Origin of the sequence: Halostella litorea, from assembly GCF_004785955.1 — an archaeon.
Lineage (GTDB): Archaea > Halobacteriota > Halobacteria > Halobacteriales > Natronoarchaeaceae > Halostella > Halostella litorea.
The window spans coordinates 76332-97565 of sequence record NZ_ML214300.1 but is presented as its reverse complement, the minus strand read 5'-3'; the positions used below and the strand labels follow the sequence as shown (position 1 = coordinate 97565).

Below are 21234 nucleotides of genomic sequence, written 5' to 3'. Positions count from 1 at the left end.
CCAGTCGCCATCTTCAAATACGGCGGCCGACATCGTTGAGATAATGCGCCGGGAGAGGGGAGCGATGTCGCCATGAGCGGGGACCCCGTCGTCCTCGTCGTCGAGGACGAGCCGGACCTGGCCAACCTCTACTCCTCGTGGCTGGCGGACCACTGCACCGTCCGGACCGCCTACGACGGCACGGAGGCGCTGGACGCCATCGACGGGGACGTCAACGCCGTCCTGCTGGACCGCCGCATGCCGGGCATCTCCGGCGACCGCGTGCTGGACGCGATCCGCGAGCGCAACCTCGACTGCCGGGTGGCGATGGTGACCGCCATCGAACCCGACTTCGAGATCATCGAGATGGGGTTCGACGACTACCTCGTCAAGCCCGTCTCGCCCGACGACCTGCTCGACACGGTCGACCAGTTGCTCCTCCGGTCGACGTACGATGCCCAGATCCAGGAGTTCTTCGCGCTCGCCTCGAAGAGGGCCCTGTTGGACTCCGAGAAGAGCGAGGCCCAGCTCCGGGCGAGCGAGGAGTACGCCCGCCTGGAGGACCGCATCGCCGTCCTCCGCGAGCGGGTCGACGACACGGTCGCCCAGCTCTCGGGCTCGGACGCCTACGGCCGCACCTGCCGGGACATCACGCGGGAAGGCACTACGTGACCTCGGGGTCGAGCGTCGTCACGCCCGACACCTCGAACCGGAGCGTCCCCGCCGGCGTCGTCGCCGTCGAGAACTCCCAGCCGTGGGCGCGGGCTATCTCCCGCGCTATCGACGGTCCAACCGGCCCCGTCGTCGGGTCGGTTATGCGCTCCCCGTCCCACTCCGCCGACGCGTCCGCACGTTCCACGAAGAACCCCGACGGGTACCCGCCGTCGGCGACCGACCGGGCCTTGGCCGACGCGAGCAGGCCGACCCGGACGTCTGCCCGGCGGCCGTCCGGCGACCAGCGGAACAGGGCCTCGAACAGCTTCACCAGCCGGTCGCGGTCCGCCCGGAGCGTCGCGTCGTCGTCGGCCGTCAGCGAGAGCCCCGCGACCGGGACCGTCTCGTCGTCGACGACGTTCTCGCCCGCGGCCGCGATGGCGTCGGCGACGTTTACCGTCGTGCGCGGGCCGAGCGCCGTCCGCGCCGTCGACAGCTCCGCGGCGTCGTCGACGAGCCGGTCGGCCCGGGCCAGTGCGGACTGAACCTCGGCCGCCCGCTCCGGGTCCAGGACGGCCCCCTCTATTGCGGACAGCGCGGCGTCGACCTCGTCGCCGACCTCCCCGTCCAGCAGCTCCCGCAGGGCGGTCAGGCGCTCGGACTGCCGGGTGATCGCCGTCTCGCGCTCGGAGAGGAGCCGCTCGCGCTCGGCCCGGTCCAGTTCCAGTTCGGCCTGGGCCGCGAGTATCTCCGCCAGCTCGCGGTCCCGCTCGTCGAACGCGCCGACGGTCCGCGCGCCGGTCATCAACACGCCGTGGTCGCCGATCGGCGCGATGATCTCGCTTCTGATCGGCGTGTCCGGGTTGTACACGTCGGTCGCCGCCCGGACGTCGTCGTACAGCGCCGACTCGCCGCCGTGGTAGGCCTCCCACACCAGCCCCTCGTTGCGGCCGAACCGCGGCAGCCCGCCGATGAGCTCGTGTGCGCCGGCGGTGGCCGCGACGGGGTCGAGGTGGCCCCGTTCCTCGTCGAGCAGCCAGACGCCGCTGACTGGCATGTCCAGCAGCTCCGAGGCGGTGTGGACCGTGACCGCACACACCTCCTCCGGGGTGTCGGCCTCGTACAGCTGGCGGGTCACGCCGTGGAGCGACGTGACGACGCGCTCGTACTCGCGGCGGTCGGTCACGTCGCGGATCACGCCGGCGACGCCGCCGCCGTCGGTCCCCGGGATGCGGACCAGCCGGACCTCCCCGACGTGGGTCGACTCGTCGGCCATCTCGAACGTCGCCTCGACGCGGCGCTCGCCGTCCTCGCCGGCCCGGAGCGCCGACAGCGCGTCGACCAGCGCCGCCGTGCTCCCCTCGTCGATGGTCGCGACGCGGTGGAGCGCCGCGACGGGCGTGCCGACGAGGCGGTCCCGCGGGACGCCGAACGTGGCCTCGACGGCGCGGTTGACGTACGCTATCTCGTCGTCGGCGTTGACCGTGACGACGCCGTCGTGGACCGCCTCCACGATGGCGGCGTGCTGGTCCGCCTCCGTCTCGCGGCGCTTGCGCTCGGACACGTCCCGCAGGTAGACGGACAGCCCGGTGTCGGAGGGGTACGCGCGCACCTCGAACCACGTCCCGATCGGGTTGTAGAACGTCTCGAAGGCGACGTCCTCGCCCTCGTCCATCGCGTGGTGGAACTGGTTCGGGAACGGCGTGTCGGCCGTCTCGGGGAACACGTCCCAGATGACCCGCCCGCGCAGCCCCTCGCCGTCGCGGTCCAGCAGCTCCCTGGCGCGGTCGTTGAGGTAGGTGAACCGCCACGCGTCGTCGAGCGCGAAGAAGGCGTCCGCGACGCGGTCGAGTATCTCCGGGGCCGTGGGTTCCTCGTCCGTCATGTCGGTCCCTCCCGGCGGGTCCGCGCGGGGGCCGGGCGCGCGGCGACGCTCCTCATCGCCGCCCGCTACGAGCGGGGCACACTTACCTTTCGTGGCCGAGCGCGGTCGGGGCCGCGGCGGTCCTGCGTCGAGGCCAGCGATCCCTCGCGCCCCGCGGCACCCATCAGCGCTCGGGCCGCGGGGCCGACTCGTAGCGTTCGATCCCGTCGGTCTTCTCGACGGCGTCGTACGCCTCGCGCAGGGTGTCCTCGGCACGGAGCAGGCCGTGGCGGTCGAGGAACTTCCGGCCGTCGTCGGTCAGCCCGTAGAACACGTGTGGCAAGTCCCGGCTCCGGCGCTCGGGCGGGAGTTCGACCCGCTCGACGACGCCGACCTCCATCAGCGCCGTCAGGTGTTGGCGGATGGTCGAGTCGCTCTTGCTCGGGTTCACGTAGTCGAGTTCGCGGAGCGTCGGCAGCCCGCTGGGGTGGCCGAGCACGTCCTGCAGGAGCGCGAACCGCGTCTCCTGCGTGACGACGTTCAGGCGCTCGCGCTCCCGGTCGACCCCGCCGGCCGCCGCGTCGGGTCGGCTCATACCTACGTATCGTTCCGCCTCGTGTTTAACCGTTGTGGTGCAGACCAAACTGGTTGTAAGCGGATTAGTCTACACCGGTCTGTATCGAACCGTTTCGGTTACCGATACAGTCACCGACTCGGCCACCACACCGGTCACCGAACCGACGGACGGGCGACGCCCCGCTTTACTTCCGCCGCGTGCGAGGGGATTATTTACCGCCCGTTCGAGACGCGAACTATGCGCGACGACCGTCGGCCGGACCGGGGCGAGGGCCCCCCGCCCCACGCCGGCCACGACGACCGGGACGCCGACGGCTCCGGGGGGAGCGACGCCGGTGACGACGCCGACAGCGCGCCGCCGACGCCCGACGAGGTCGCGGCCCGCGCCGCCGACCACCTCCACGACCGCTCGCTGTCGCCCGAGGAGTACGAACGGCTCAAACACTCGGTGGCGGAGCTGTCGCCCATCTTCCGCCACGAGCGCTCGTACTTCGTGCTCGGGAGCTACGGCGACCCGGAGATCCGCCGGCTCCAGCTCGTCAAGGACCGGCTCAACCGCCGCCGGGACGCCTACGCCTTCCTGATGGTCGACGTCCGCCGGGAGTGGACGAACACGTACCTGAAGTTCCGGATCCTCGCGGACTACGCCGACGCCATCGTCGGCGTCGCCGAGCACGACCGCGGCGGCTTCCTCGTCGAACAGGGCATGTTCGTCGGGAGCGAGGAGTACTTCGATAAGACCCACGTCTGCAAGCGCGAGTACGACGGCCTCGACGCCGGCGAGATAGACACCGACGCCGACCCCGCCGACCCGTACAGCGGGATGCAGACGCCGATATTCGACCTGCTCGACGACGCCGGCCGGCTCCACCGCTGGACGACGACGGAGGAACTGGAGGACTGCGTGGCCGGGATCGACTGACCGCGGGCACCCCGTAGAGTCATCAACCGCGCCGTGATACGGACATCCGATCGATCACTATGGCAGAAGCCAGCGCGGAGTTCACGGTACGGGGGGTCGAGTCCGCGGACGAGGCGGCGCGCATCGAGGCGGAACTGGCGGAGGTAGACGGAGTGATGGGTTCGACCGTCGACCCGGACGGCGGCGCGGCCGAGGTGCACTTCGACGTGGACCTGCTCGCCGAGGAGCGGATCAGGGCCACCGTTCGGGAGCTAGGCTACGAGGTGGAGTGATCCGAGTTCGACCTCGCAAAGAACGGCAGGCCGGGGACGCGTGGCGCGAACGAGGGTGAGCGCCCGCGCGACCCGGGGGAGGGCAGGCCGTCGGAAGTGAGGAGTCGAAGGGGTCCAGCATACGGCGGCGGAGCCGCCGTTTCGCCGGACGCGGCCGGCGGCCGCGTCCGGAGTTTTTGATCGACATTTTTGCCGCGAGAGTGCCCGCAGCCCGCCGGAGGCGAGCGAGGACACCCGAGTGGTTCGAAAGACGCCGAAGGCGTCTTTCGTCATCACGAAAGAGCGCTCCGCGCTCTTTCGAACGACGGGAAAACGGCCGTCTTACTCCTCGTAGGCCAGGTTCATGATCCACTGCGAGAAGGCGTCGCTGTTGGCGTTGACCTCCTCCTCGCCGATGAACGGCGAGAGCATGTCCCCGGCCATCAGAAGCGAGAAGTCCAGGTCGCGGGCGGTCGGCGAGATGAGGTAGGTGTTGTGGCCGTCGTACACCGTCTCCTCGCGCTGGACCAGCCCCTTCTCGACGAGCGACTCGGCGATGCGGCTCCCCTTGCGGGAGTTGACGTCCAGTTCCTTCCAGAACTCGCTCTGGTGGATGCCGCCCGTCTCGCGGACCAGCTCCAGCGCCTCCCACTCCTTCTCGCTGAGCTCCTCGTCGGTCGCGGACGCGCTCACGCGTGACACCTCCGGACGGGACTGCTCGGGGCTAGCATGTGTCCGTTACAACGGGTTCCATTCCGTTTAAATCTGCCCTTCGGGCCGGACCTCGCGGAACGCCGTCTCGCAGGGCGGCCCGTCCGCGAAGCGGTAGCGAGCGCCGTCCTCGCCCAGCAGGATCAGCGACGACGACCGGGTGCCGAAGCCGTCGCCGTGGACGCAGACGCCGTACTCGTGGTCGCCGAGCACGTCGGCCGCGCGGTCGAGCCAGCCCTCGGCCGTCTCGCCCGGCTCCGGCGTCAGCGCCGTCCGGACCCCGCGTGCGTTGTCGGCCTGGTCGCGGCCCGCGTCCGGGCGGGCCTCGGGCACGTCGAAGCGCCCGTCCGCGCCGACGTTGACGACGACGTGGACGCCCGGTTCGAGCCGCGAGAAGCGAAGCGTGCCGTCCCACTCGAACAGCAGGGCGGCGTCCGCGTCGGCCAGCACGAGGTTGAACCCGTCGAACTCGCGGGCGTCGGTCTCGCGCTCGACGAAGCGGGCGGCCGACTCCGCGGAGCCGTGCCGGAGCGCGTCGCGGACGAGCAGGCCGCGCGAGCGGTCGCCGGCGAGGTCGGCGTCAGTCCAGCGGTTCGTCACCGCGACCAGCAGGCCGTGCTCGTTGTAGCCGATCCACGTGCCGCCCGCTTCGGCGTCGCGCGGGGCGACGACGCGGGGGTCGTCCTCGACGACTTCGGGCGGCTCCGAGGGCCGGTCGACCAGTTCGTCGCGGTTCGCGGCCGCGACGACCGGGGCGTCCTCGAACACCCGCCACGCGAGGGTGAGCGTGCACACGTGGCCGGGTACGGCGGGCCGAGATTTAAAAGGTGGTTCGCCGGCAGTTCGGCCGCGGCCGGCAGCGGTCAGCGCTCGGCCGAACGCAGGCGCTCGCGGACGGCGTCGCGGTCGACGGTGCCGGAGGCGGTCCGCGGTATCTCGTCCGCGAAGCCGACGGTCTTCGGGTGTTTGAAGCCGGCGAGCCGCCCGGCGCAGAACTCGCGGATCGAGCGCTCCGAGCAGTCGGCGACGACGAGCGCGGCGACGCGCTCGCCCCACTCGGGGTCGTCGAGGCCGACGACGGCGACGTCCTCGACCGCCGGGTGGTCGCGGATCGCGGTCGCGACCTCGCCGGGGTCGACGTTCTCGCCGCCGGTGACGATCCGGTCCTCGCGGCGGTTGAGCACCCAGAGGCGGCCGTCGTCGTCGACGTACGCCAGGTCGCCGGTGCGGAGGCCGTGCTCGCCGAACGCCTCGGCGGTGGTCTCGGGGTCGCCGTAGTAGCCCGGCGTCACAGTCGGCCCGTCGACCACGAGTTCGCCGACCTCGCCCGGCGGGCACGGCGACCCGGACTCGTCGACGACCGTCACGTCGGTCACCGAGAGCGGGCGGCCGACCGTGCCGACGTGGTCGGCGGCCTCCGCGGGCGTCGCCGTGGCGATCTGTGAGGCCGCCTCGGTCATCCCGTAGGTGGGACACACCGGGACGCCCAGATCGGCACAGCGCTCGACCAGCGCGTCCGGGGCGGGCGCACCGCCCAGCAGGACGAACCGCAGGGTGTCGGTCAGATCGCCCCGTTCGTCGAGCATCCGGCGGAGCATCGTCGGGACGAGCGACACGGCCGTCGCGTCGCGCTCGGCCAGCGCGTCGGCCGTCGCCCCCGCCTCGAACTCGCGCTGCACGACGACGGTCGTCCCGTACGTCGCCGACCGGACCACCGGCGCGAGCCCGCCCATGTGGTACATCGGGAGCGGGTCGAACCAGCGGTCGTCCGGCAGCACGCCGAGGCGGAACGCCGACCCCGCGGCGTTGGCGAGCAGGTTGCCGACGGTGAGCACGACCGGCTTCGGCCGCCCGCCGGTCCCGGACGTCGAGAGGATGCAGGCCGGGTCGTCGAGTCCCCGCGCGACCGGGTCGACGGGGTCGGGTTCGACCCCGCCCAGCGCGCCGAGGCGCTCGTCGGTCACGGCGGCCGCCTCGGGCGAGGCGTCGACGGACGCGACCGGCGTCTCCCCGGCGATGTCGAGCGCCGTCCGCTCGGTGTCGCGCTCGCAGACGAGCAGCCGGACGTCAAGCCGGTCGAGTTGCGCCTCGAGTTCGGCGGTCGTCAGCCGGACGTTCAGCGGCACCAGCGTCGCGCCGAGGCGGGCCGTCGCGTGGACTAGCCGGACAAACGCGAGCCGGGAGTCCATGAGGACGCCGACCTGGTCGCCCTCGCCGACCCCCAGCGCGGCGATGCGGCCGGCCGTCTCCCCGACCGCGCGGTCCAGTTCGGCGTAGCTCAGCGCCTCGTCGGACTCGTGGACGACGACGGCGGTCGCGTCCGGCGCGCTCTCGGCCTGCCGGGCCACCGGGTCGCGGAGCCGCCAGGTCACGACGACCACGCCCCCGTGGTGCCGATCCCCGGCAGTTGCGGCACGTGTATCGTCCCGTCGCGAACCGGCGCGGGGTCAGCGGTGAGGTCCCGTTCCAGCCGGCCGCCCGTCGCCAGCCCGCAGGGCGGGACGGGCGCGAGCGACGCCGCGAGGTGGACCGCGGCGGTCCGCGCGACCACGGCGTCGACGGTCGTCGTGACCACCGGCGTGACCCCCGCCTCCCGCGCCCGGAGCGCGGCGTCACGGGCGCGGTCGACCCCGCCCAGCGCCATCGGCTTGAGTATCAGCGCGTCCGCCGCCCCGGCGTCGAGGACGGCGTCGACACCGGTCGCGGCGAGGCTCTCGTCGGCCGCCACGCCGACCGGGCCGCCGCGGAGCGCCGCCAGCCCCGACAGGTCGTCGGCGGGCAGCGGCTGTTCGACGAACTCGACGCCGACGTCCGCGAACGCGTCCAGCGCCCGCTCGGCCGCCGCCCGGTCCCACGCGCCGTTCGCGTCGGCCCGGAGTTCCACGCCGGGGCCGACCGCGTCCCGGACCGCCCGGAGCCGTCGGACGTCCTCGTCGACGTCCCGGGCGCCGACCTTCACCTTCACGCAGTCGACGCCGTCGGCGACCGCGTCGGCCGCCTCCGCCGCCGTCTCCTCGGGCGGCGCGTCGCCGACGGTCGCGTTGACCGGCACGTCCGTGACGGCCGCGTCGTCGCCGAGGTAGCGGTACAGCGGCACGCCGGCGTCGGCGGCCCGCAGGTCCGCGAGCGCCAGCGAGAGGCCGTGGCGCGCGGCCGGCGCGTCGACGGCGGCGAGCGCGGCGTCGGGGCCGCGCTGGAGCGCCCGCTCGGCGCGGGCAAGCGCCGTCCGGCAGTCCGAGAGCGGCTCAGTCCAGCCCGGGAGCGGCGACGCCTCGCCCAGCCCCCGGTTGCCGTCGTCCGCAACCCGGACGAGGACGCCCGTGCGCGTCGCCATCTCCCCGCGGGCGGTGCGCAGGGGATCGGAGAGCGGGAGCGCGAAGTCGCGGCGGTCCAGCCGCATCAGACCACCAGCCCCAGCGCGAACAGCGCCGAGTGCGCGGCGAGCAGTTTGCCGGTCCGTTCCAGCGCCGGGTTGAGCGCCTCGCCGGACCGCTCCGTGCAGACGGTCCGGGCGACGGCGGCGGCGTACGGCAGCGTCAAAAGCGGCAGCAGGACCGTCGGCCCGAAGTCGGTCGCCCAGAAGTACGCCGGTACCGCGTACGCCAGCGCCAGCAGGGCGACGAACTCGACCCGGCTCCAGCGGTAGCCCAGCAGGACCGCGAGCGTCGTCTTGCCCGCCTCGGCGTCGGTCTCCATGTCCCGGACGTTGTTCACGACGAGGATGTCCGTCGATATCGCCGCGACGGGGAGGCTGGCCAGCAGCGCGGCCGCCGTGACCGTCCCCTCGGGCACGCCGACGGCCAGCGGGTCGGCGAGCACCGCGGCGGCCTGCACGTAGTAGGTGCCCGTCACCGCGACGACGCCGAAGAAGACGAACACGAACAGGTCGCCCAGCCCGTAGTAGCCCAGCGGGTACGGCCCGCCGGTGTAGGCGACGCCGCTGGCGACCGACAGCAGACCGATGGCGAGGATCGGCACGCCCCCGACGTAGACGAGGTAGGTGCCGGACAGCACCGCGAGGCCGAACGTGACGGCGGCCGCGCGCTTGACCTCCGCCGGCGAGATGAGCCCCGACTGCGTGACGCGGGTGAACCCCTCGCGGTCCTCCGTGTCCGCGCCCTTCACCGCGTCGAAGTAGTCGTTCGCGAAGTTCGTCCCGACCTGAATCAGCGCCGCGCCGACGAACGCGACCAGCGCCGGCAGCGGGGCGAACACGCCGTCGCAGACGGCGAGTCCGGTCCCGACGATAACCGGCGCGGCGGCCGCGGGGAGGGTCTGTGGCCGGGCGGCCATCAGCCACGCCCGCGTCCGCGAGACGTCCGCGGCGTTGGCGACTTCCGTCATTGGCGGCGCTAGGGCCGGCCGCGCCATATCCCCTGTGGTTGCGGGGCGGTGGAGTGGCTAATCGCTGTCCGCCGCGACGAGCATACGCCGCCTCCGGCGGCGTTTCACCGTCAGAGCTTCGCTCTGACGAGCCTTTGCCCACGTCGTTCGCAAAGGCCCCGCGAGCGCCGTCGGCGCTCGCGGCCTTTTTCATCGACGTTTTTGCCGTGAGAGGTTCGCTCGCTCCGCGAGCGAACCCGAACGGGAAAAAGGTCGTTAGTAGTGCCAGGGGAAGTCGTCGAAGTCGGGGTCGCGGCCCTCGACGAACGCGTCGCGGCCCTCCTTGGCCTCGTCGGTCATGTAGCCCAGCCGGGTCGCCTCGCCGGCGAACACCTGCTGGCCCACCATGCCGTCGTCGGCGGCGTTGAAGCCGAACTTCAGCATCCGCATGGCGGTCGGGCTCTTCGAGGCCATCCGGTCGGCCCACTCCAGCGCGACGTCCTCCAGGTCCTCGTGGGGGACCGCCTCGTTCGCCATCCCCATCTCGACGGCCTCGTCGGCGTCGTAGTTCTTCCCGAGGAAGAATATCTCGCGGGCCCGCTTCTGGCCGACCTGCCGCGCGAGGTACGCGGAGCCGAAGCCGGCGTCGAAGCTCGCGACGTCCGGGTCGGTCTGCTTGAAGGTGGCGTGCTCGGCGCTGGCCAGCGTCAGGTCGCAGATGACGTGGAGGCTGTGGCCGCCCCCGACCGCCCACCCCGGCACGACTGCGACGACGGGCTTGGGCATGAACCGGATGAGCCGCTGGACTTCGAGGATGTGGAGGCGGCCGGTGTCCGAGGCCTGCTCCTCGTCGCCGTCGTACTGGTAGCCGTCGTCGCCGCGGATCGTCTGGTCGCCGCCGGAGCAGAACGCCCACCCGCCGTCCTTCGGCGACGGGCCGTTGCCGGTCAGCAGGACACAGCCCACGTCGGTCTGCCGGCGGGCGTGGTCAAGCGCGTCGTACAGTTCGTCCACGGTGCCGGGGCGGAAGGCGTTGCGGACCTCGGGGCGGTCGAAGGCGATCCGCACCGCGTCGACGTCGACGGCGCGGTGGTAGGTCACGTCCTCGAAGTCGAACCCGTCCACCGGCTCCCAGCGGTCCGCGTCCATCAGTTCCGAAACCATCGTTTCCCGGGACTCGGGCCGGCAGGGAAAAATAGGTTCCCGTCACAGCCGCTCGTCGCCGTGCTCCTCACGGCCGTGACGACGTTCGCAAACGCGGGGCGTTTGCTCACTCCCGTCGCAGTCGTCCGGCTCGCTTCGCTCGCCTCGCGCTCGTTCGTTCCGTGCGGTTCGCAACCGGCCGGGGCGCTTTTGTCACCGCCGCGATAAGGGAGCGCAGTAACGCCGCCATGGCGGAGACGTACTACGACGTGCTCGGCGTCGCCCCCGACGCCACGCAGGACGAGATCCAGGCCGCCTACCGCGAGCGCGTCAAGGAGACGCATCCCGACGTCAGCGACGCGCCGGACGCCAGCGAGCGGTTCCGCGAGGTGACCCGGGCCGAGGAGGTGCTGGGGGACGAGGCAGAGCGCGCGCGGTACGACCGCCTCGGCCACGAGGCGTACGTGGGGCGGGTCACCGGCGAGAACGCCGCCGGGGCCGAGCAGTCGCCGTGGACGGCGTCCGAGTCGGCGGGCGCGACGGACCCGAGCGACGCCGCGGAGCAGTGGGCGACCGACGGGGACCCGCGCGACCGGCGGGGGACCGACCGCGACGACGGCCGCCGCGCCGGCGGGACGGCGGAAGCGACCACCGACCGGACGGCGGGGGCGTCATCCGACGCCGCCGGGCGTTCGCGCTCCAGCCGCCGCCAGCAGTTCTACCGGGAGCGGTCGGAGTCCGGGGGAACGGGGTACGCGGTCCGCGACTGGGGCGAGGCGGCGGCCCGCGAGAACCGGGTCAGCGTCCCGCTCACGCCGGACCGGGTCGTCTTCCTCGCCGGGATGGTCTTTCTCTACCCGGTGATGGTCGCCAGCACGCTCTTCCCGCCGTTCCCGCTGGTCGCACGGCTCGTCGTCGGCGGCTGTACGCTGCTCGTCACGGGCTATCTCCTGACGGTGCCGCCGCTCGGCATCCTGCTGTTCGGCGTCCTGAGCGTCCTCGCGCCGCTCGGCGTCGTCGCGTTCTCGGTCGACCCGCTCTCCGTGCCGGCGCTGGCCGCGGTCGGGCTCCCGTGGTCGCTGTTCGCGTTCGCCGTCGTCGTCGAGCGGGCGCTCCGGCCGTGAGCCGGCGACTGCGGGCGGTCAGGACAGGTCGTCGACCGCCGCGCGGTGGATCGCCTCGCGCTCGCGGTGGCTCCGCTCGGCGTCGGACCGGACCTCGATCACCTGCGTCCCGGCGCTGTCGAGCGACGCGCGGTACGCCTCGCGGAACGCATCGCGGTCCCGGGCGCGGACGAACTCCAGCCCGTACAGCTCCGCGGCGGGCGCGAAGTCGAGGCCGTGGGGCGTCCTGAACTGCTCGGTGAACGGCGGGTCGAACGCCTCGACGGGGAGCATGTGGAAGATGCCGCCGCCGTCGTTGTTCACGACGACTATCGTCGCGTCGACGCCGCAGCGCCCGACCGCCAGCAGGCCGTTCATGTCGTGGTAGAACGCGAGGTCGCCGGTGACGAGTACGAGCGGGTCACCGGTCGCGCTCCCGGCCCCCAGCGCCGTGCTGACGATGCCGTCGATGCCGCTCGCGCCGCGGTTGCCGAGGACGGTCAGGTCGGCCGTCCGCGGCGCGCCGAAGCGGTCCAGATCCCGGACCGGCATGCTGTTGGAGACGAACAGCGTCGCGGGGTCGGGCGCGTCCTCGACGGCGGTCGCCAGGGCGTCGCCCTCGAACCGGCGCTCGCCGCGGGCGTCGGCGACGGTCGCCCAGTACCGCCGGTCGGCGTCGAGCCAGCGGTCGCGCCACCCCGGGTCGGCGGGTTCGGCGACGCGCTCGGCGAGGCCCTCGAACAGCCGCTCGGGGTCGGCGACGACGAGGTCGGTCGCCGCGAACTCCGCCTCGCGCCAGCCGCCCGCGGGGTCGACGACCAACTGCCGGCTTCCGGTCCGGCGCAGGTACTTCCGCAGCGGCTTCGAGGTGGGCGACGCGCCGAACCGCACGACCAGGTCCGGGTCGGGCCAGTCGCCCGTCACGGCGGGGTCGAGGTAGCCGTCGTAGCCGCCGACCACGGGCGCGTCGCCGACGTGTGGGCCGTACCGGACGCCCGAGAGCGGGTCCGCCAGGATCGGGAACCCGGCGGCCGCGGCGAAGTCGGCGACCGCGTCCGGCGACGGCGCGGCGTCGTCCGCCGGTCCCGCCACCACGAGGCCGCGGTCCGCGCCGTCGACCGCCGCCGCGAGGTCGGCCAGCCGGTCCTCGTCGAGCGTCGGCCGCCCCGCCGTCGTCCGGACGTGGGGGCGCTCGGGGGCGGTCGTCCGACGGTCCTCGTTCGCGGTCCCCTCGGGCGGTTCCAGCCGCTTTCGGAACGGGCAGTTGAGGTGGACCGGCCCGGCGGGCGTCCCCGTCGCCTCAGCGAGCGCGCGGGCCGCCGTCGTCCGGAGCGAGCGGAGCGGCCGCCCCCCGTCGCGGGGTTCGGGCAGTTCGCGGAACCAGCGGACGGCGTCGCCGTACAGCTTCGTCTGGTCGACCGTCTGGTTCGCGCCGCTGTCGCGCAGTTCCGGCGGGCGGTCCGCGGTGAGGACCAGAAGGGGGACCCGCGCCCGGTCGGCCTCCATCACGGCGGGGTGGAAGTTCGCGGCCGCGGTGCCCGAGGTACAGACCAGCGGCGTCACCTGCCCGGTCCGCCGGGCACGGCCGAGCGCGAAGTAGGCCGCGGAGCGCTCGTCGAGGTGGGAGAAGATCCGCACGTCGTCGCTCCGGGCGAACGCCATCGTCAGCGGCGTCGACCGGCTGCCCGGCGCGACACAGACCGCGTCCACCCCGCCGGCGGCGAGTTCGGCGACGAGGGCGTCGGCCCACGCCTCGTTGCGTTCGGCGGCGGTCATCGTTCCAGCGCGTCCAGCACGGGGCGGTACTTGAGCTGTATCTCGTCCCACTCGCGGTCCGGGTCGCTGTCGGCGACGATCCCCGCGCCGGCAAACAGCGTCGCCCTGTCGCCGCGGGCGACGGCCGACCGGATCGCCACCGCGAACGTCCCGTCGCCGGCCGCGTCGAACCAGCCGACCGGGGCGGCGTACCAGCCGCGGTCGAACGTCTCCGTCTCACGGATCGTCTCCAGGGCCAGGGTCGGCGGCAGGCCGCCGACCGCCGGCGTGGGGTGGAGCGCCTCGATCACGTCCAGCACGTGGGTCGCGTCGGCCAGTTCCGCCGACACCGGCGTCCGGAGGTGCTGGACGGTGTCCAGCTTCCGAACGCCGCGCGCGCCGGTCCGGACCGACGCCGCGAACGGCGCGATCTGGTCGCGGACGGCGTCGGTGACTATCTCGTGTTCGCGGACGTCCTTCCCGCTCTCCAGCAGTTCCGTCGCGAGCCACTCGTCCTCCTCGGGCGTGTCGCCCCGCCCCGTGGAGCCGGCGAGGGCCTCCGTCTCCAGCCGGCGGCCGGACAGCGACGCCAGGCGCTCCGGCGTCGCGCCGAACAGCGTCGAGCGGCCGCCGCCACCGTCGGCGTCGGGTCCCTCGCCGACGCCGTCGAGCAGGAAGCGGTGGCAGTCCGGATACCGCGACCGCAGGCGGGCGAGCGCGTCCGGCACGGACAGGGCCGCCCCGAGCCGCGTCCCCATCGCCTGCGCGAGGACGACCTTCGTCAGGTCGCCGGCGTCGATCCGCGCCAGCGCGGCCCCGACCTGGTCGCGCCACTCCGCGCGCCCGGTCGTCGGCCGGCGCTCGACGACGCCCGGCGGGTCGGCGACCGGCCCCGGGTCGGGCAGGTCCGCAAGCGTCTCCGCGGCTGCGTCCAGCCGTTCCTCGACCGACGCCGGGTCGTCCGGCCCGACGGCGTTGACGGTCAGCCAGCAGTCCTCGCCGTCGCGGACCACCTGCACGCGCGGCAGGAAGAAGTAGCCCGGCGGGAACCCGTCCCAGGGGGCGTCGGCCGCGTGGTCGTCGTGGAAGGCGAAGCCGCCGAACAGCCGCGGCCGGGCGACCGGCTCGGCCGCCCCGTCGAACGACGCGAACAGGTCGTCGGCCGCCCCGCGGACCGCCTCGAACCGGTCCCCGTCGGCGACGACCGTCTCGGCAGCGCCGCAGCCGACGACCGTCGGCTCGCCCGGCGCGGCCCAGACGGTTCTCGGGGCGTCGAACGCGTCGAGAACCGCACGGACCGGGGCGGGATCGACCGCCCGGCTCCGCGTCACGAGGGTGGCGTCCGGTGACGGGCCGGATCGCCGCCCGCTACGCGAACTCTCCATTGTGGAAACGTGAGAAGCGGTCGCCCTTCAGGCTGTCCCATCCGGACGGGCCGGCCGGTCAGTCCTGACAGCAGCCGCCGGCCTCCTCGCCGAAGTCGACGGCGAGGGGCTCGGAGATGGCCTCGTTGACCGCTTCGAGGCGGGCGTCGAGTTCGTTCTGGGCTTCCAGGTACTCCGACATGACGGGGATCCCGTGGAGTTCCTGCTGTGCGCGCTGGACCTCCTGGAGGTCCTCCTGCGTGGCCTCGCCGGTCTGTCGGGCGAGCATGAACTCCTGGCGGATCTCCTCGAACTCCTCGATCTTGGCCTGGGCCTCGTCGGACGCCTCGACGGCGGCCTTCGCCTCCTCGAAGGTCCGGTACTCGGGGAGGTCCGCGATGGCCTCGCCCAGTTCGCGGCCGAGCGTTTCGACGTCCTCGTCGGCGGTCTCCGCGCCGGCGTCGGTCTCGATGCTCATGGCGGGTTCGTTGGGGACGGACCCGTTTGAACCTGCCGGATGCCCCCGATCCCCGCCGGGGCCGGCCCGGACCGACGGCCGCGAAAAACAGTTCGGCTTCCCGAGGAAAGGCATACCACACTACTGTGTGACGTGGTACCGTTACTTCGAGAATACTGAAGGTAGAGGGGTGATTAGGGGAGGTATCTCCGCGGTCTCTCGTCGGAGGCGTTTACAATGGATATATACAAATTCAGAAACGTTGGGGCGTTTCTCGCCCTCGCTGTGGTCTGGGGATCGTCGTTCATCGCGATCAAGGACGGGCTGAGTACGCTGCCGCCGGTGCTGTTCGCCGCGTTCCGGTACGACATCGCCGGGCTGGTGATGCTCGCGTACGCGGTCGGCAAGTCGGGGCGGTGGCTCCCCCGCGGCCGCGAGGAGTTGCGGCTCGTCGCGATGGGTGGAACGCTGATGGTCGGCCTGCACTTCGCCCTGCTGTTCAGCGGCCAGCAGTACGTCAGCAGCGCGGTCGGCGCGATCATACTGAGCCTGACGCCGGTCGTGACGCCGCCGCTCGCGTACCTGCTGCTCGGCGACGAGACGCTGACGCCGAGCGGCGTCGTCGGCGTCCTCCTCGGCTTGGTCGGCGTCGTGATCGTCGCCGACCCGACCGGCTCGTCGCTTGACGGCAGCATCGTCGGCGTCGGCCTGCTGTTCCTCTCGGCGCTCTCGTTCGCGCTCGGGTCGGTGCTGACCCGCCGGTTCAGCGTCGCGCTGGGCACCGTCCCGACGCAGGCGTGGATGATGCTCGGCGGCGCGGGCGTCATGCACGTCATCAGCGCCGCGGCGGGCGAGTCCCCGGCCGGCGTGGCGTGGTCGCCGAAACTCGTCGTCGCGCTGCTGTACCTCGCGGTCATCGCGGGCGCGGGCGGCTTCCTGCTGTACTTCGACCTGCTCGAACGCGTCGGGCCGAGCGAGGCCAGCCTCGTCAACTACGCCACCCCCGCGGTCGCCGCTGTCGCGGGCTGGCTCGCGCTCGGCGAGGCGATCACCGCCTCGACCGTCGCCGGCTTCGCCGTCATCGCCGCCGGCTTCGTGCTGCTGAAGCGGGAGACGCTGGCGGACCTGCTCGGCGGGTCGGACCCGACGGCCGACCGGCGGTCCGCCGGACACGGCGCCGTGGAAGTGCGGGGGAACGTCTACCTGAAGGACTCGGAGTGAGCGGGTTCGCGTCCCCGCGGGCCGCCCCCGTCCGTGCGGCTGCCGGGCACACACCCGAAGCGTCGCCGTTAAACGGTCGCGGTGGCTAGACGGGTGCAATGAGTCAGGAGTCGGAGTTCTCCGAGGGGGACCTGCGAAACACCGGGATGAGCCTCAAGCACGACCGCGAGTGGGACTACGAACTCGACCGCATCGTCGAGGCCGTCGAGGAGCGCGACGCGAAGAAAGTCGGCCTGCAGTTCCCGGAAGGGCTGAAGCGGCGCGGGCCGAAGGTCGCGGACGACATCCGCGAACTCGTGCCCGACGACGTGACCGTGATGCTGTCGGGCCAGCCCTGCTACGGGGCCTGTGACCTGGACACGTTCCTGATGAAGCGCACGGACGTGTTCGTCCACTTCGGCCACTCGCCGATGAAGAACACGGACAAGGTGATCTACGTCCCGCTGTTCTCGAACGTCGACGTGTTCCCCATCATGGAGGAGGCCCTCGACGAGTTGCCCGACGAGGAGGTCGGCCTCGTCACCACGGCCCAGCACATGAACCAGTTCGAGGACATGAAGGCGTGGCTGGAGGAGCGCGGCTACGAGGTCCACACCCGCCGCGGCGACGAGCGGCTGACCCACGAGGGGCAGGTGCTGGGCTGCAACTACGCCTCCGCCCAGGTCGACGCCGACCAGGTGCTGTACGTCGGCGGCGGGAAGTTCCACCCGCTCGGGCTGGCGATGGAACACCCCGACAAGAAGGTCGTCATCGGCGACCCCGTCAACAACGTCGTCACCGTCGCCGACACCGAGAAGTTCCTGAAACAGCGCTACGCCGCGGTCCACAAGGCGATGGACGCCCAGAAGTGGGGCGTCATCTACTGCACCAAGATCGGCCAGGGCCGCTGGGAGCAGGCCCAGGAGATCTTAGACGGCAACGACGACGCCTACCTCATCACGATGGACGAAGTGACGCCGGACCGCCTGCGCAACTTCGACATGGACGCGTTCGTCAACACCGGCTGTCCGCGCATCACGACGGACGACGGCCCGCAGTTCCACAAGCCGATGCTGACGCCCGGCGAGTACGAGATCGCGGTCGGCAACGAGCCGCTCGACTCGCTCTCCTTCGACACGTTCCACGGCACCTGGTAGCGACCAGCGGTTCGTCGTCCGTTTTCTCACATCGTTTTGCGGTCGATGGCCAGCGCGAGCGCGCGGCGCGCTTCCGCGCCGCGGGCGAGCGTTCGGGGGAGGGCAGGCACTCGAAGCGTGCGCTGACGACCGTCAGCGCTCGCGCAGACTGGCGGTACCTGGAACGAGCGCCGCAGGCGCTCGTTGGCGGACATTGAAAGGGCGAGGAATCGCTGCCAAGCGATTCCGAGGGCTTTCTGGCCAAAGAGTGATAGGAGTGGCCTCAGTACCCTCCCGGTAATGGCCGAACGCACGGAAACGGAGAACCAACTGTTCGAGTGGTACCGGACCTACATCGGGGAGCCGGACGCCCGCACGGACGTCTACCTCGGGTTCGGGCTGTTCTTCGGGGGGATCGCGCTGGGAGTCATCGCGTTAGTGCTGTTCCTCTGGGGGAGCGCGGCGGAGCCACGCACCGGGGCCTACTTCGCCCGGATGGGGCCGGCGTACACGCTCGGGATGCTGTCGCTGCCGGCGGCGATGACCGGCATCGTCGTGTTGCTCCCCGTCGAGAAGAAGGCGCAGTACGCCGCGGCCGTCGGCGGCGCGATCAACCTCCTCGCGGTGGTGGGGTTCAACGTCGTCTACCCCGACGACTGGAACGGCTACGGCGCGGACTACACGATGGAGGTCGTCGCCACGTACGCGACCGGGCTGACCGTCGTCGTCGGCGCGACCGGCGCGGCGCTGGTCGCCCACCAGCTCGCGCAGGTCAAACCCGGTCCCGGCGACATCGAGGTGTCGGAGGACGAGGACGACGAGGGGGAGACGATCTCCGACGAGCAGATCGAGTCCGACATCGAGAGCGCGATGGAGGGCGTCGACATGTCGTGGGGCGGCGTCGAGAAACACGAGGGCCGGAAGATTTCGGTCAACACCGACACCGACATCGACGTCTCCGGGATGGACGTGGAGGCGGAAACGTCGCGCTCGTCGGGCGTCGACTCGCAGGTCCAGGGGCTCCGGCAGATGAAAGGCGGCGAGAAGAAGACCGCCACCTCGGAGTCGACCGTCGACGACCAGACGGCGAAACTGAACGAACTGCGCCAGCAGAAACGCGAGGACGACGAGGCCGCGAGCGCGGACGACGGCGGCCTGGACGGACTGCTCTCGCGGCTCCGGAGCAAGCTCGGCCTGGGATAACGTATCAGAAATAGTTCAATATATTCCTCGGTAGCGCGGCCGGTCGATCCGAGATAATAAAATTTCTGTGACACGTTTTCTTGAATTTTTTCGCATAGATTTATTATCGGGGGGTGGACTTGTATCACACATGGCCAAAGGCCTAGACGTCGGCACGATGAACATCCTGTCGGCCCAGCAGGACGGAAGCGACACGGTGTTCGTACAGCAGCGCAACTCCTTCGTGGAAATCGAGTACTCCGACATGGCGGAGCAGATGCTCTCCCGGAGCGAAGTGCTCCACATCCGAAAGGACGATACGGTGTACGTCGTCGGCGACGACGCCCTGAACTTCGCCAACATCTTCAACCGCGAGACGCGCCGCCCGATGAAACACGGGATCCTCTCCAGCGACGAGCAGTCCGCGATCCCGATGATGAAGCTCATCATCGAGCAGGTCGTCGGCGAGCCCGACCGCCCCAACGAGAAGCTGTACTTCTCGACGCCGGCCGACCCCATCGACTCGGACCTCTCGACGCTGTACCACCAGAAGACGATCGAGTCGTTCCTCGACGACATGGGGTACGACGCCGAGCCGATCAACGAGGGGATGGCGGTCGTCTACTCCGAACTGGCCGACAACAACTTCACCGGCCTCGGCATCTCCTTCGGCGCGGGGATGACGAACGTCTGTCTCTCGTACTACGCGGTGCCCGTGATGAAGTTCTCCGTCGCCCGCGGCGGCGACTGGGTCGACGAGCAGGCCGCCCAGGCGACCGGCACGCCCGTCGACAAGGTCACCTCCATCAAGGAGGAGGACTTCGAACTCGACTTCACGACCGACGTCGGCGGCGTGGAGGGCGCGCTGTCGATCTACTACGAGAACCTGCTCGACTACGTCATCGAGCGCGTCGTCCAGGAGGTCGACGAGGAGGACGTCGAGGAGGGCCTCGACGTGCCCGTCGTCGTCACCGGCGGCACCTCCAGCCCCGATGGGTTCGAGGAGCTGTTCCGTGACCACCTCGAGGACGCCAACATCCCGTTCTCGATCAGCGGCGTGACCCACGCCAGCGAGCCGCTGTACAGCGTCGCGCGTGGCGGGCTGGTCGCGGCGCGCTCGGACGAGGAAGACCCCGACGCGGGCGGGGCGAACGACGAGGCGGAGGCCGAGGCCGCCGCAGCCGACGAGTAAGGGCCGCCGCTCACTCCGCGTTCTTTTCGTTGAACCGGCGGAACGCGTCCTGCCAGGACTCGACTTCGACGGGTTCGCTCTCGTGTTCGACCGAGACGCCGACGTAGCCACAGCGCTCGCACACCTGCGCGTCGTGGCCCTCCAGCGTGTACCGCTCGACCTCGGCGTCACACCGTGGACAGTCCATAGCCGTTCCTGCGACCGTGGGTCACTAATAATCCCCGTTTCCAGCGGTCCCGCCGGGAAGCGTGGCCACAGCGTCGGATATCGTGGCATTCGCCTCGCTGGACAGCGCCAGCCAATAACCTATGGTTATCCACAAAGCTTTTTGTATACGTAGTAGATATGGTGTAGTAGCATGAGCACGACGCCGACGCCGAACGTGGAACGCGCCGTCGAGGGCTGTCAGCCGACGAACGTCGAGCCGGTGAGCCTCGCCGCGGACGCGCTGGACTCCACCGCCCCCGAGTACCTCCGCGACTTCAAGCGCGAACTGACCGACGAGGGCCTGCACGCGGCCGACCTCCGCGTCGACGCCTGTTTCGACGAGGACTGCTCGCTGGCAACCCAGGAGGAGATCGACCGCGTCCGCGGCTACGTCCGCGCCGCCACCTTCCTCGGCGCGGCCCGGGTCACCGTCGAACTCGACGCCGTGGCCGACGAGGGGAAGGTCCGGCCCGCGCTCGAGGCCTGCGCCGAGCGCGCCCGCCGCGACGGCGTGACACTCACCGTCGACGGCCCGATCAGCCTGTGAGCACGCGGAGCGAGCTCTCCCGCCAGCTCGGCGTCGTCGCGGGGTTCGACGACCCCGACGCCGCCCTCGAACAGTACCCCACGCCGCCGGACCTCGCGGCCTCTATCGTCCACGTCGCCGACCTCCGCGGCGACATCGAGGGGAAGACCGTCGTCGACCTCGGGACGGGGACCGGGATGCTCGCGCTCGCCGCCGCGCTCCGCGGCCCGGACCGCGTCGTCGGCGTCGACCTCGACCGGTCCGCCCTCCTGACCGCGCGGGAGAACGAGCGCCGGGTCGCCGCGTCGGCCGACGTCGGGTGGGTCCAGGGCGACGCGACGGACCCGCCGCTGTCGGTCGAGGGCGTCACCGTCGTGATGAACCCGCCGTTCGGCGCGCAGCGGGGCAACGAACACGCCGACCGCGCGTTCCTCGAAACCGCCGCCGACGTCGCGGCCGTCTCCTACTCCGTCCACAACGCCGGCAGCCGCGAGTTCGTCGAGTCGTTCGCCGCCGACGCCGGCGGCGAGGTGACCGAGGCGTTCGAGGCGGAACTCGCCATCGACCGGCAGTTCGACCACCACGACGCCGACCGCGAGACGATAGCCGCGGAAGTCTTCCGGATCGACTGGACGTAGCGGCTTGGTCCCGCCCGGGACGTTTGCCCCGTCTCGGCGAGCGACGAGTCG

The 21234-nt window shown here is 71.6% G+C and carries 22 protein-coding genes; 10 read left to right on the top strand and 12 right to left on the bottom strand.

The genetic code is table 11. From position 1 onward, the window contains the following. Positions 1–72 precede the first annotated feature (72 nt). Positions 73–651 (top strand): HalX domain-containing protein, encoded by a 579-nt coding sequence (locus EYW40_RS00515; protein ID WP_135819672.1) that lies wholly within the window; start codon positions 73–75, stop codon positions 649–651. Here the strand turns inward: EYW40_RS00515 and EYW40_RS00510 are convergent. Next, positions 644–2518, bottom strand: coding sequence for a PAS domain-containing protein (locus EYW40_RS00510; RefSeq protein WP_135819671.1), 1875 nt, complete (start codon positions 2516–2518; stop codon positions 644–646). The two genes, EYW40_RS00515 and EYW40_RS00510, sit on opposite strands and share 8 nt — an antisense overlap. A 163-nt stretch (positions 2519–2681) precedes the next feature. Beyond that, entirely contained in the window at positions 2682–3092 is a 411-nt protein-coding gene (locus EYW40_RS00505) for a helix-turn-helix domain-containing protein (RefSeq protein ID WP_135819670.1), read from the bottom strand. Positions 3093–3311: 219 nt separating this feature from the next. Here EYW40_RS00505 and EYW40_RS00500 point away from each other — a divergent pair, with 219 nt between their 5' ends. Both EYW40_RS00500 and EYW40_RS00495 read left to right on the top strand, forming a co-directional pair. Continuing rightward, the gene (locus tag EYW40_RS00500) at positions 3312–3995 is read left to right on the top strand and encodes a DUF8170 family protein (RefSeq protein ID WP_237560547.1); all 684 of its coding nucleotides are present in this window, start codon (positions 3312–3314) and stop codon (positions 3993–3995) included. A 59-nt stretch (positions 3996–4054) separates the two neighbouring features. Next, positions 4055–4267: a heavy-metal-associated domain-containing protein gene (locus EYW40_RS00495; protein ID WP_135819669.1), complete on the top strand. Its 213-nt coding sequence runs from the start codon at positions 4055–4057 to the stop codon at positions 4265–4267. Between the two features lie 321 nt (positions 4268–4588). On the opposite strand, the gene EYW40_RS00490 is transcribed toward EYW40_RS00495, so the two are convergent. The 6 genes from EYW40_RS00490 to EYW40_RS00465 form a co-directional block, all read right to left on the bottom strand. Next, on the bottom strand, positions 4589–4939 hold the full coding sequence (locus EYW40_RS00490; RefSeq protein ID WP_135819668.1) for a helix-turn-helix transcriptional regulator: 351 nt from the start codon (positions 4937–4939) through the stop codon (positions 4589–4591). A 66-nt stretch (positions 4940–5005) separates the two neighbouring features. Further along, complete coding sequence (locus EYW40_RS00485) at positions 5006–5752, bottom strand: NRDE family protein (RefSeq protein WP_135819667.1); 747 nt, start codon at positions 5750–5752, stop codon at positions 5006–5008. Between the two features lie 68 nt (positions 5753–5820). Next, complete coding sequence (gene menE, locus EYW40_RS00480; RefSeq protein WP_202614399.1) at positions 5821–7329, bottom strand: o-succinylbenzoate--CoA ligase; 1509 nt, start codon at positions 7327–7329, stop codon at positions 5821–5823. Next, positions 7326–8357, bottom strand: a complete 1032-nt coding sequence (menC, locus tag EYW40_RS00475) for an o-succinylbenzoate synthase (RefSeq protein WP_135819666.1) — start codon at positions 8355–8357, stop codon at positions 7326–7328. Before menC ends, menE begins: the two co-directional genes overlap by 4 nt. Next, positions 8357–9301, bottom strand: a complete 945-nt coding sequence (locus EYW40_RS00470; protein WP_135819665.1) for a 1,4-dihydroxy-2-naphthoate polyprenyltransferase — start codon at positions 9299–9301, stop codon at positions 8357–8359. Before EYW40_RS00470 ends, menC begins: the two co-directional genes overlap by 1 nt. 255 nt (positions 9302–9556) lie before the next feature. Continuing rightward, on the bottom strand, positions 9557–10444 hold the full coding sequence (locus EYW40_RS00465; RefSeq protein ID WP_135819664.1) for a 1,4-dihydroxy-2-naphthoyl-CoA synthase: 888 nt from the start codon (positions 10442–10444) through the stop codon (positions 9557–9559). 227 nt (positions 10445–10671) lie between these two features. On the opposite strand from EYW40_RS00465, the gene EYW40_RS00460 reads away from it, so the two are divergent. Continuing rightward, complete coding sequence (locus tag EYW40_RS00460) at positions 10672–11547, top strand: DnaJ domain-containing protein (protein WP_135819663.1); 876 nt, start codon at positions 10672–10674, stop codon at positions 11545–11547. 18 nt (positions 11548–11565) lie between these two features. On the opposite strand, the gene menD is transcribed toward EYW40_RS00460, so the two are convergent. From menD to EYW40_RS00445, 3 genes are read right to left on the bottom strand one after another with little or no spacing between them, the layout of a single operon-like run. After that, the gene (menD, locus tag EYW40_RS00455) at positions 11566–13302 is read right to left on the bottom strand and encodes a 2-succinyl-5-enolpyruvyl-6-hydroxy-3-cyclohexene-1-carboxylic-acid synthase (protein ID WP_135819662.1); all 1737 of its coding nucleotides are present in this window, start codon (positions 13300–13302) and stop codon (positions 11566–11568) included. Then, positions 13299–14666 (bottom strand): isochorismate synthase, encoded by a 1368-nt coding sequence (locus EYW40_RS00450; RefSeq protein ID WP_135819661.1) that lies wholly within the window; start codon positions 14664–14666, stop codon positions 13299–13301. Before EYW40_RS00450 ends, menD begins: the two co-directional genes overlap by 4 nt. 58 nt (positions 14667–14724) lie before the next feature. Continuing rightward, positions 14725–15123, bottom strand: a complete 399-nt coding sequence (locus EYW40_RS00445) for a YlbF/YmcA family competence regulator (protein WP_135819660.1) — start codon at positions 15121–15123, stop codon at positions 14725–14727. A 216-nt stretch (positions 15124–15339) separates the two neighbouring features. Between EYW40_RS00445 and EYW40_RS00440 the strand changes: the two genes are divergently transcribed. The 4 genes from EYW40_RS00440 (at position 15340) to EYW40_RS00425 (ending at position 19812) form a co-directional block, all read left to right on the top strand. Then, positions 15340–16323, top strand: coding sequence for a DMT family transporter (locus EYW40_RS00440; protein ID WP_202614398.1), 984 nt, complete (start codon positions 15340–15342; stop codon positions 16321–16323). Between the two features lie 98 nt (positions 16324–16421). Beyond that, positions 16422–17459, top strand: coding sequence for a diphthamide biosynthesis enzyme Dph2 (gene dph2, locus EYW40_RS00435; RefSeq protein WP_135819659.1), 1038 nt, complete (start codon positions 16422–16424; stop codon positions 17457–17459). Positions 17460–17738: 279 nt separating this feature from the next. Beyond that, positions 17739–18641: a cell division protein CdpA domain-containing protein gene (locus EYW40_RS00430; protein ID WP_135819658.1), complete on the top strand. Its 903-nt coding sequence runs from the start codon at positions 17739–17741 to the stop codon at positions 18639–18641. Between the two features lie 130 nt (positions 18642–18771). Further along, positions 18772–19812, top strand: a complete 1041-nt coding sequence (locus EYW40_RS00425; RefSeq protein ID WP_135819657.1) for a disk-shape morphogenesis protein volactin — start codon at positions 18772–18774, stop codon at positions 19810–19812. Between the two features lie 10 nt (positions 19813–19822). On the opposite strand, the gene EYW40_RS19770 is transcribed toward EYW40_RS00425, so the two are convergent. Then, entirely contained in the window at positions 19823–19999 is a 177-nt protein-coding gene (locus EYW40_RS19770; RefSeq protein ID WP_162991647.1) for a hypothetical protein, read from the bottom strand. Positions 20000–20170: 171 nt separating this feature from the next. Here EYW40_RS19770 and EYW40_RS00420 point away from each other — a divergent pair, with 171 nt between their 5' ends. Both EYW40_RS00420 and EYW40_RS00415 read left to right on the top strand, forming a co-directional pair. Next, positions 20171–20566: a DUF7961 family protein gene (locus tag EYW40_RS00420; protein WP_135819656.1), complete on the top strand. Its 396-nt coding sequence runs from the start codon at positions 20171–20173 to the stop codon at positions 20564–20566. Continuing rightward, positions 20563–21183: an METTL5 family protein gene (locus EYW40_RS00415; protein ID WP_135819655.1), complete on the top strand. Its 621-nt coding sequence runs from the start codon at positions 20563–20565 to the stop codon at positions 21181–21183. Before EYW40_RS00420 ends, EYW40_RS00415 begins: the two co-directional genes overlap by 4 nt. Positions 21184–21234 lie beyond the last annotated feature (51 nt).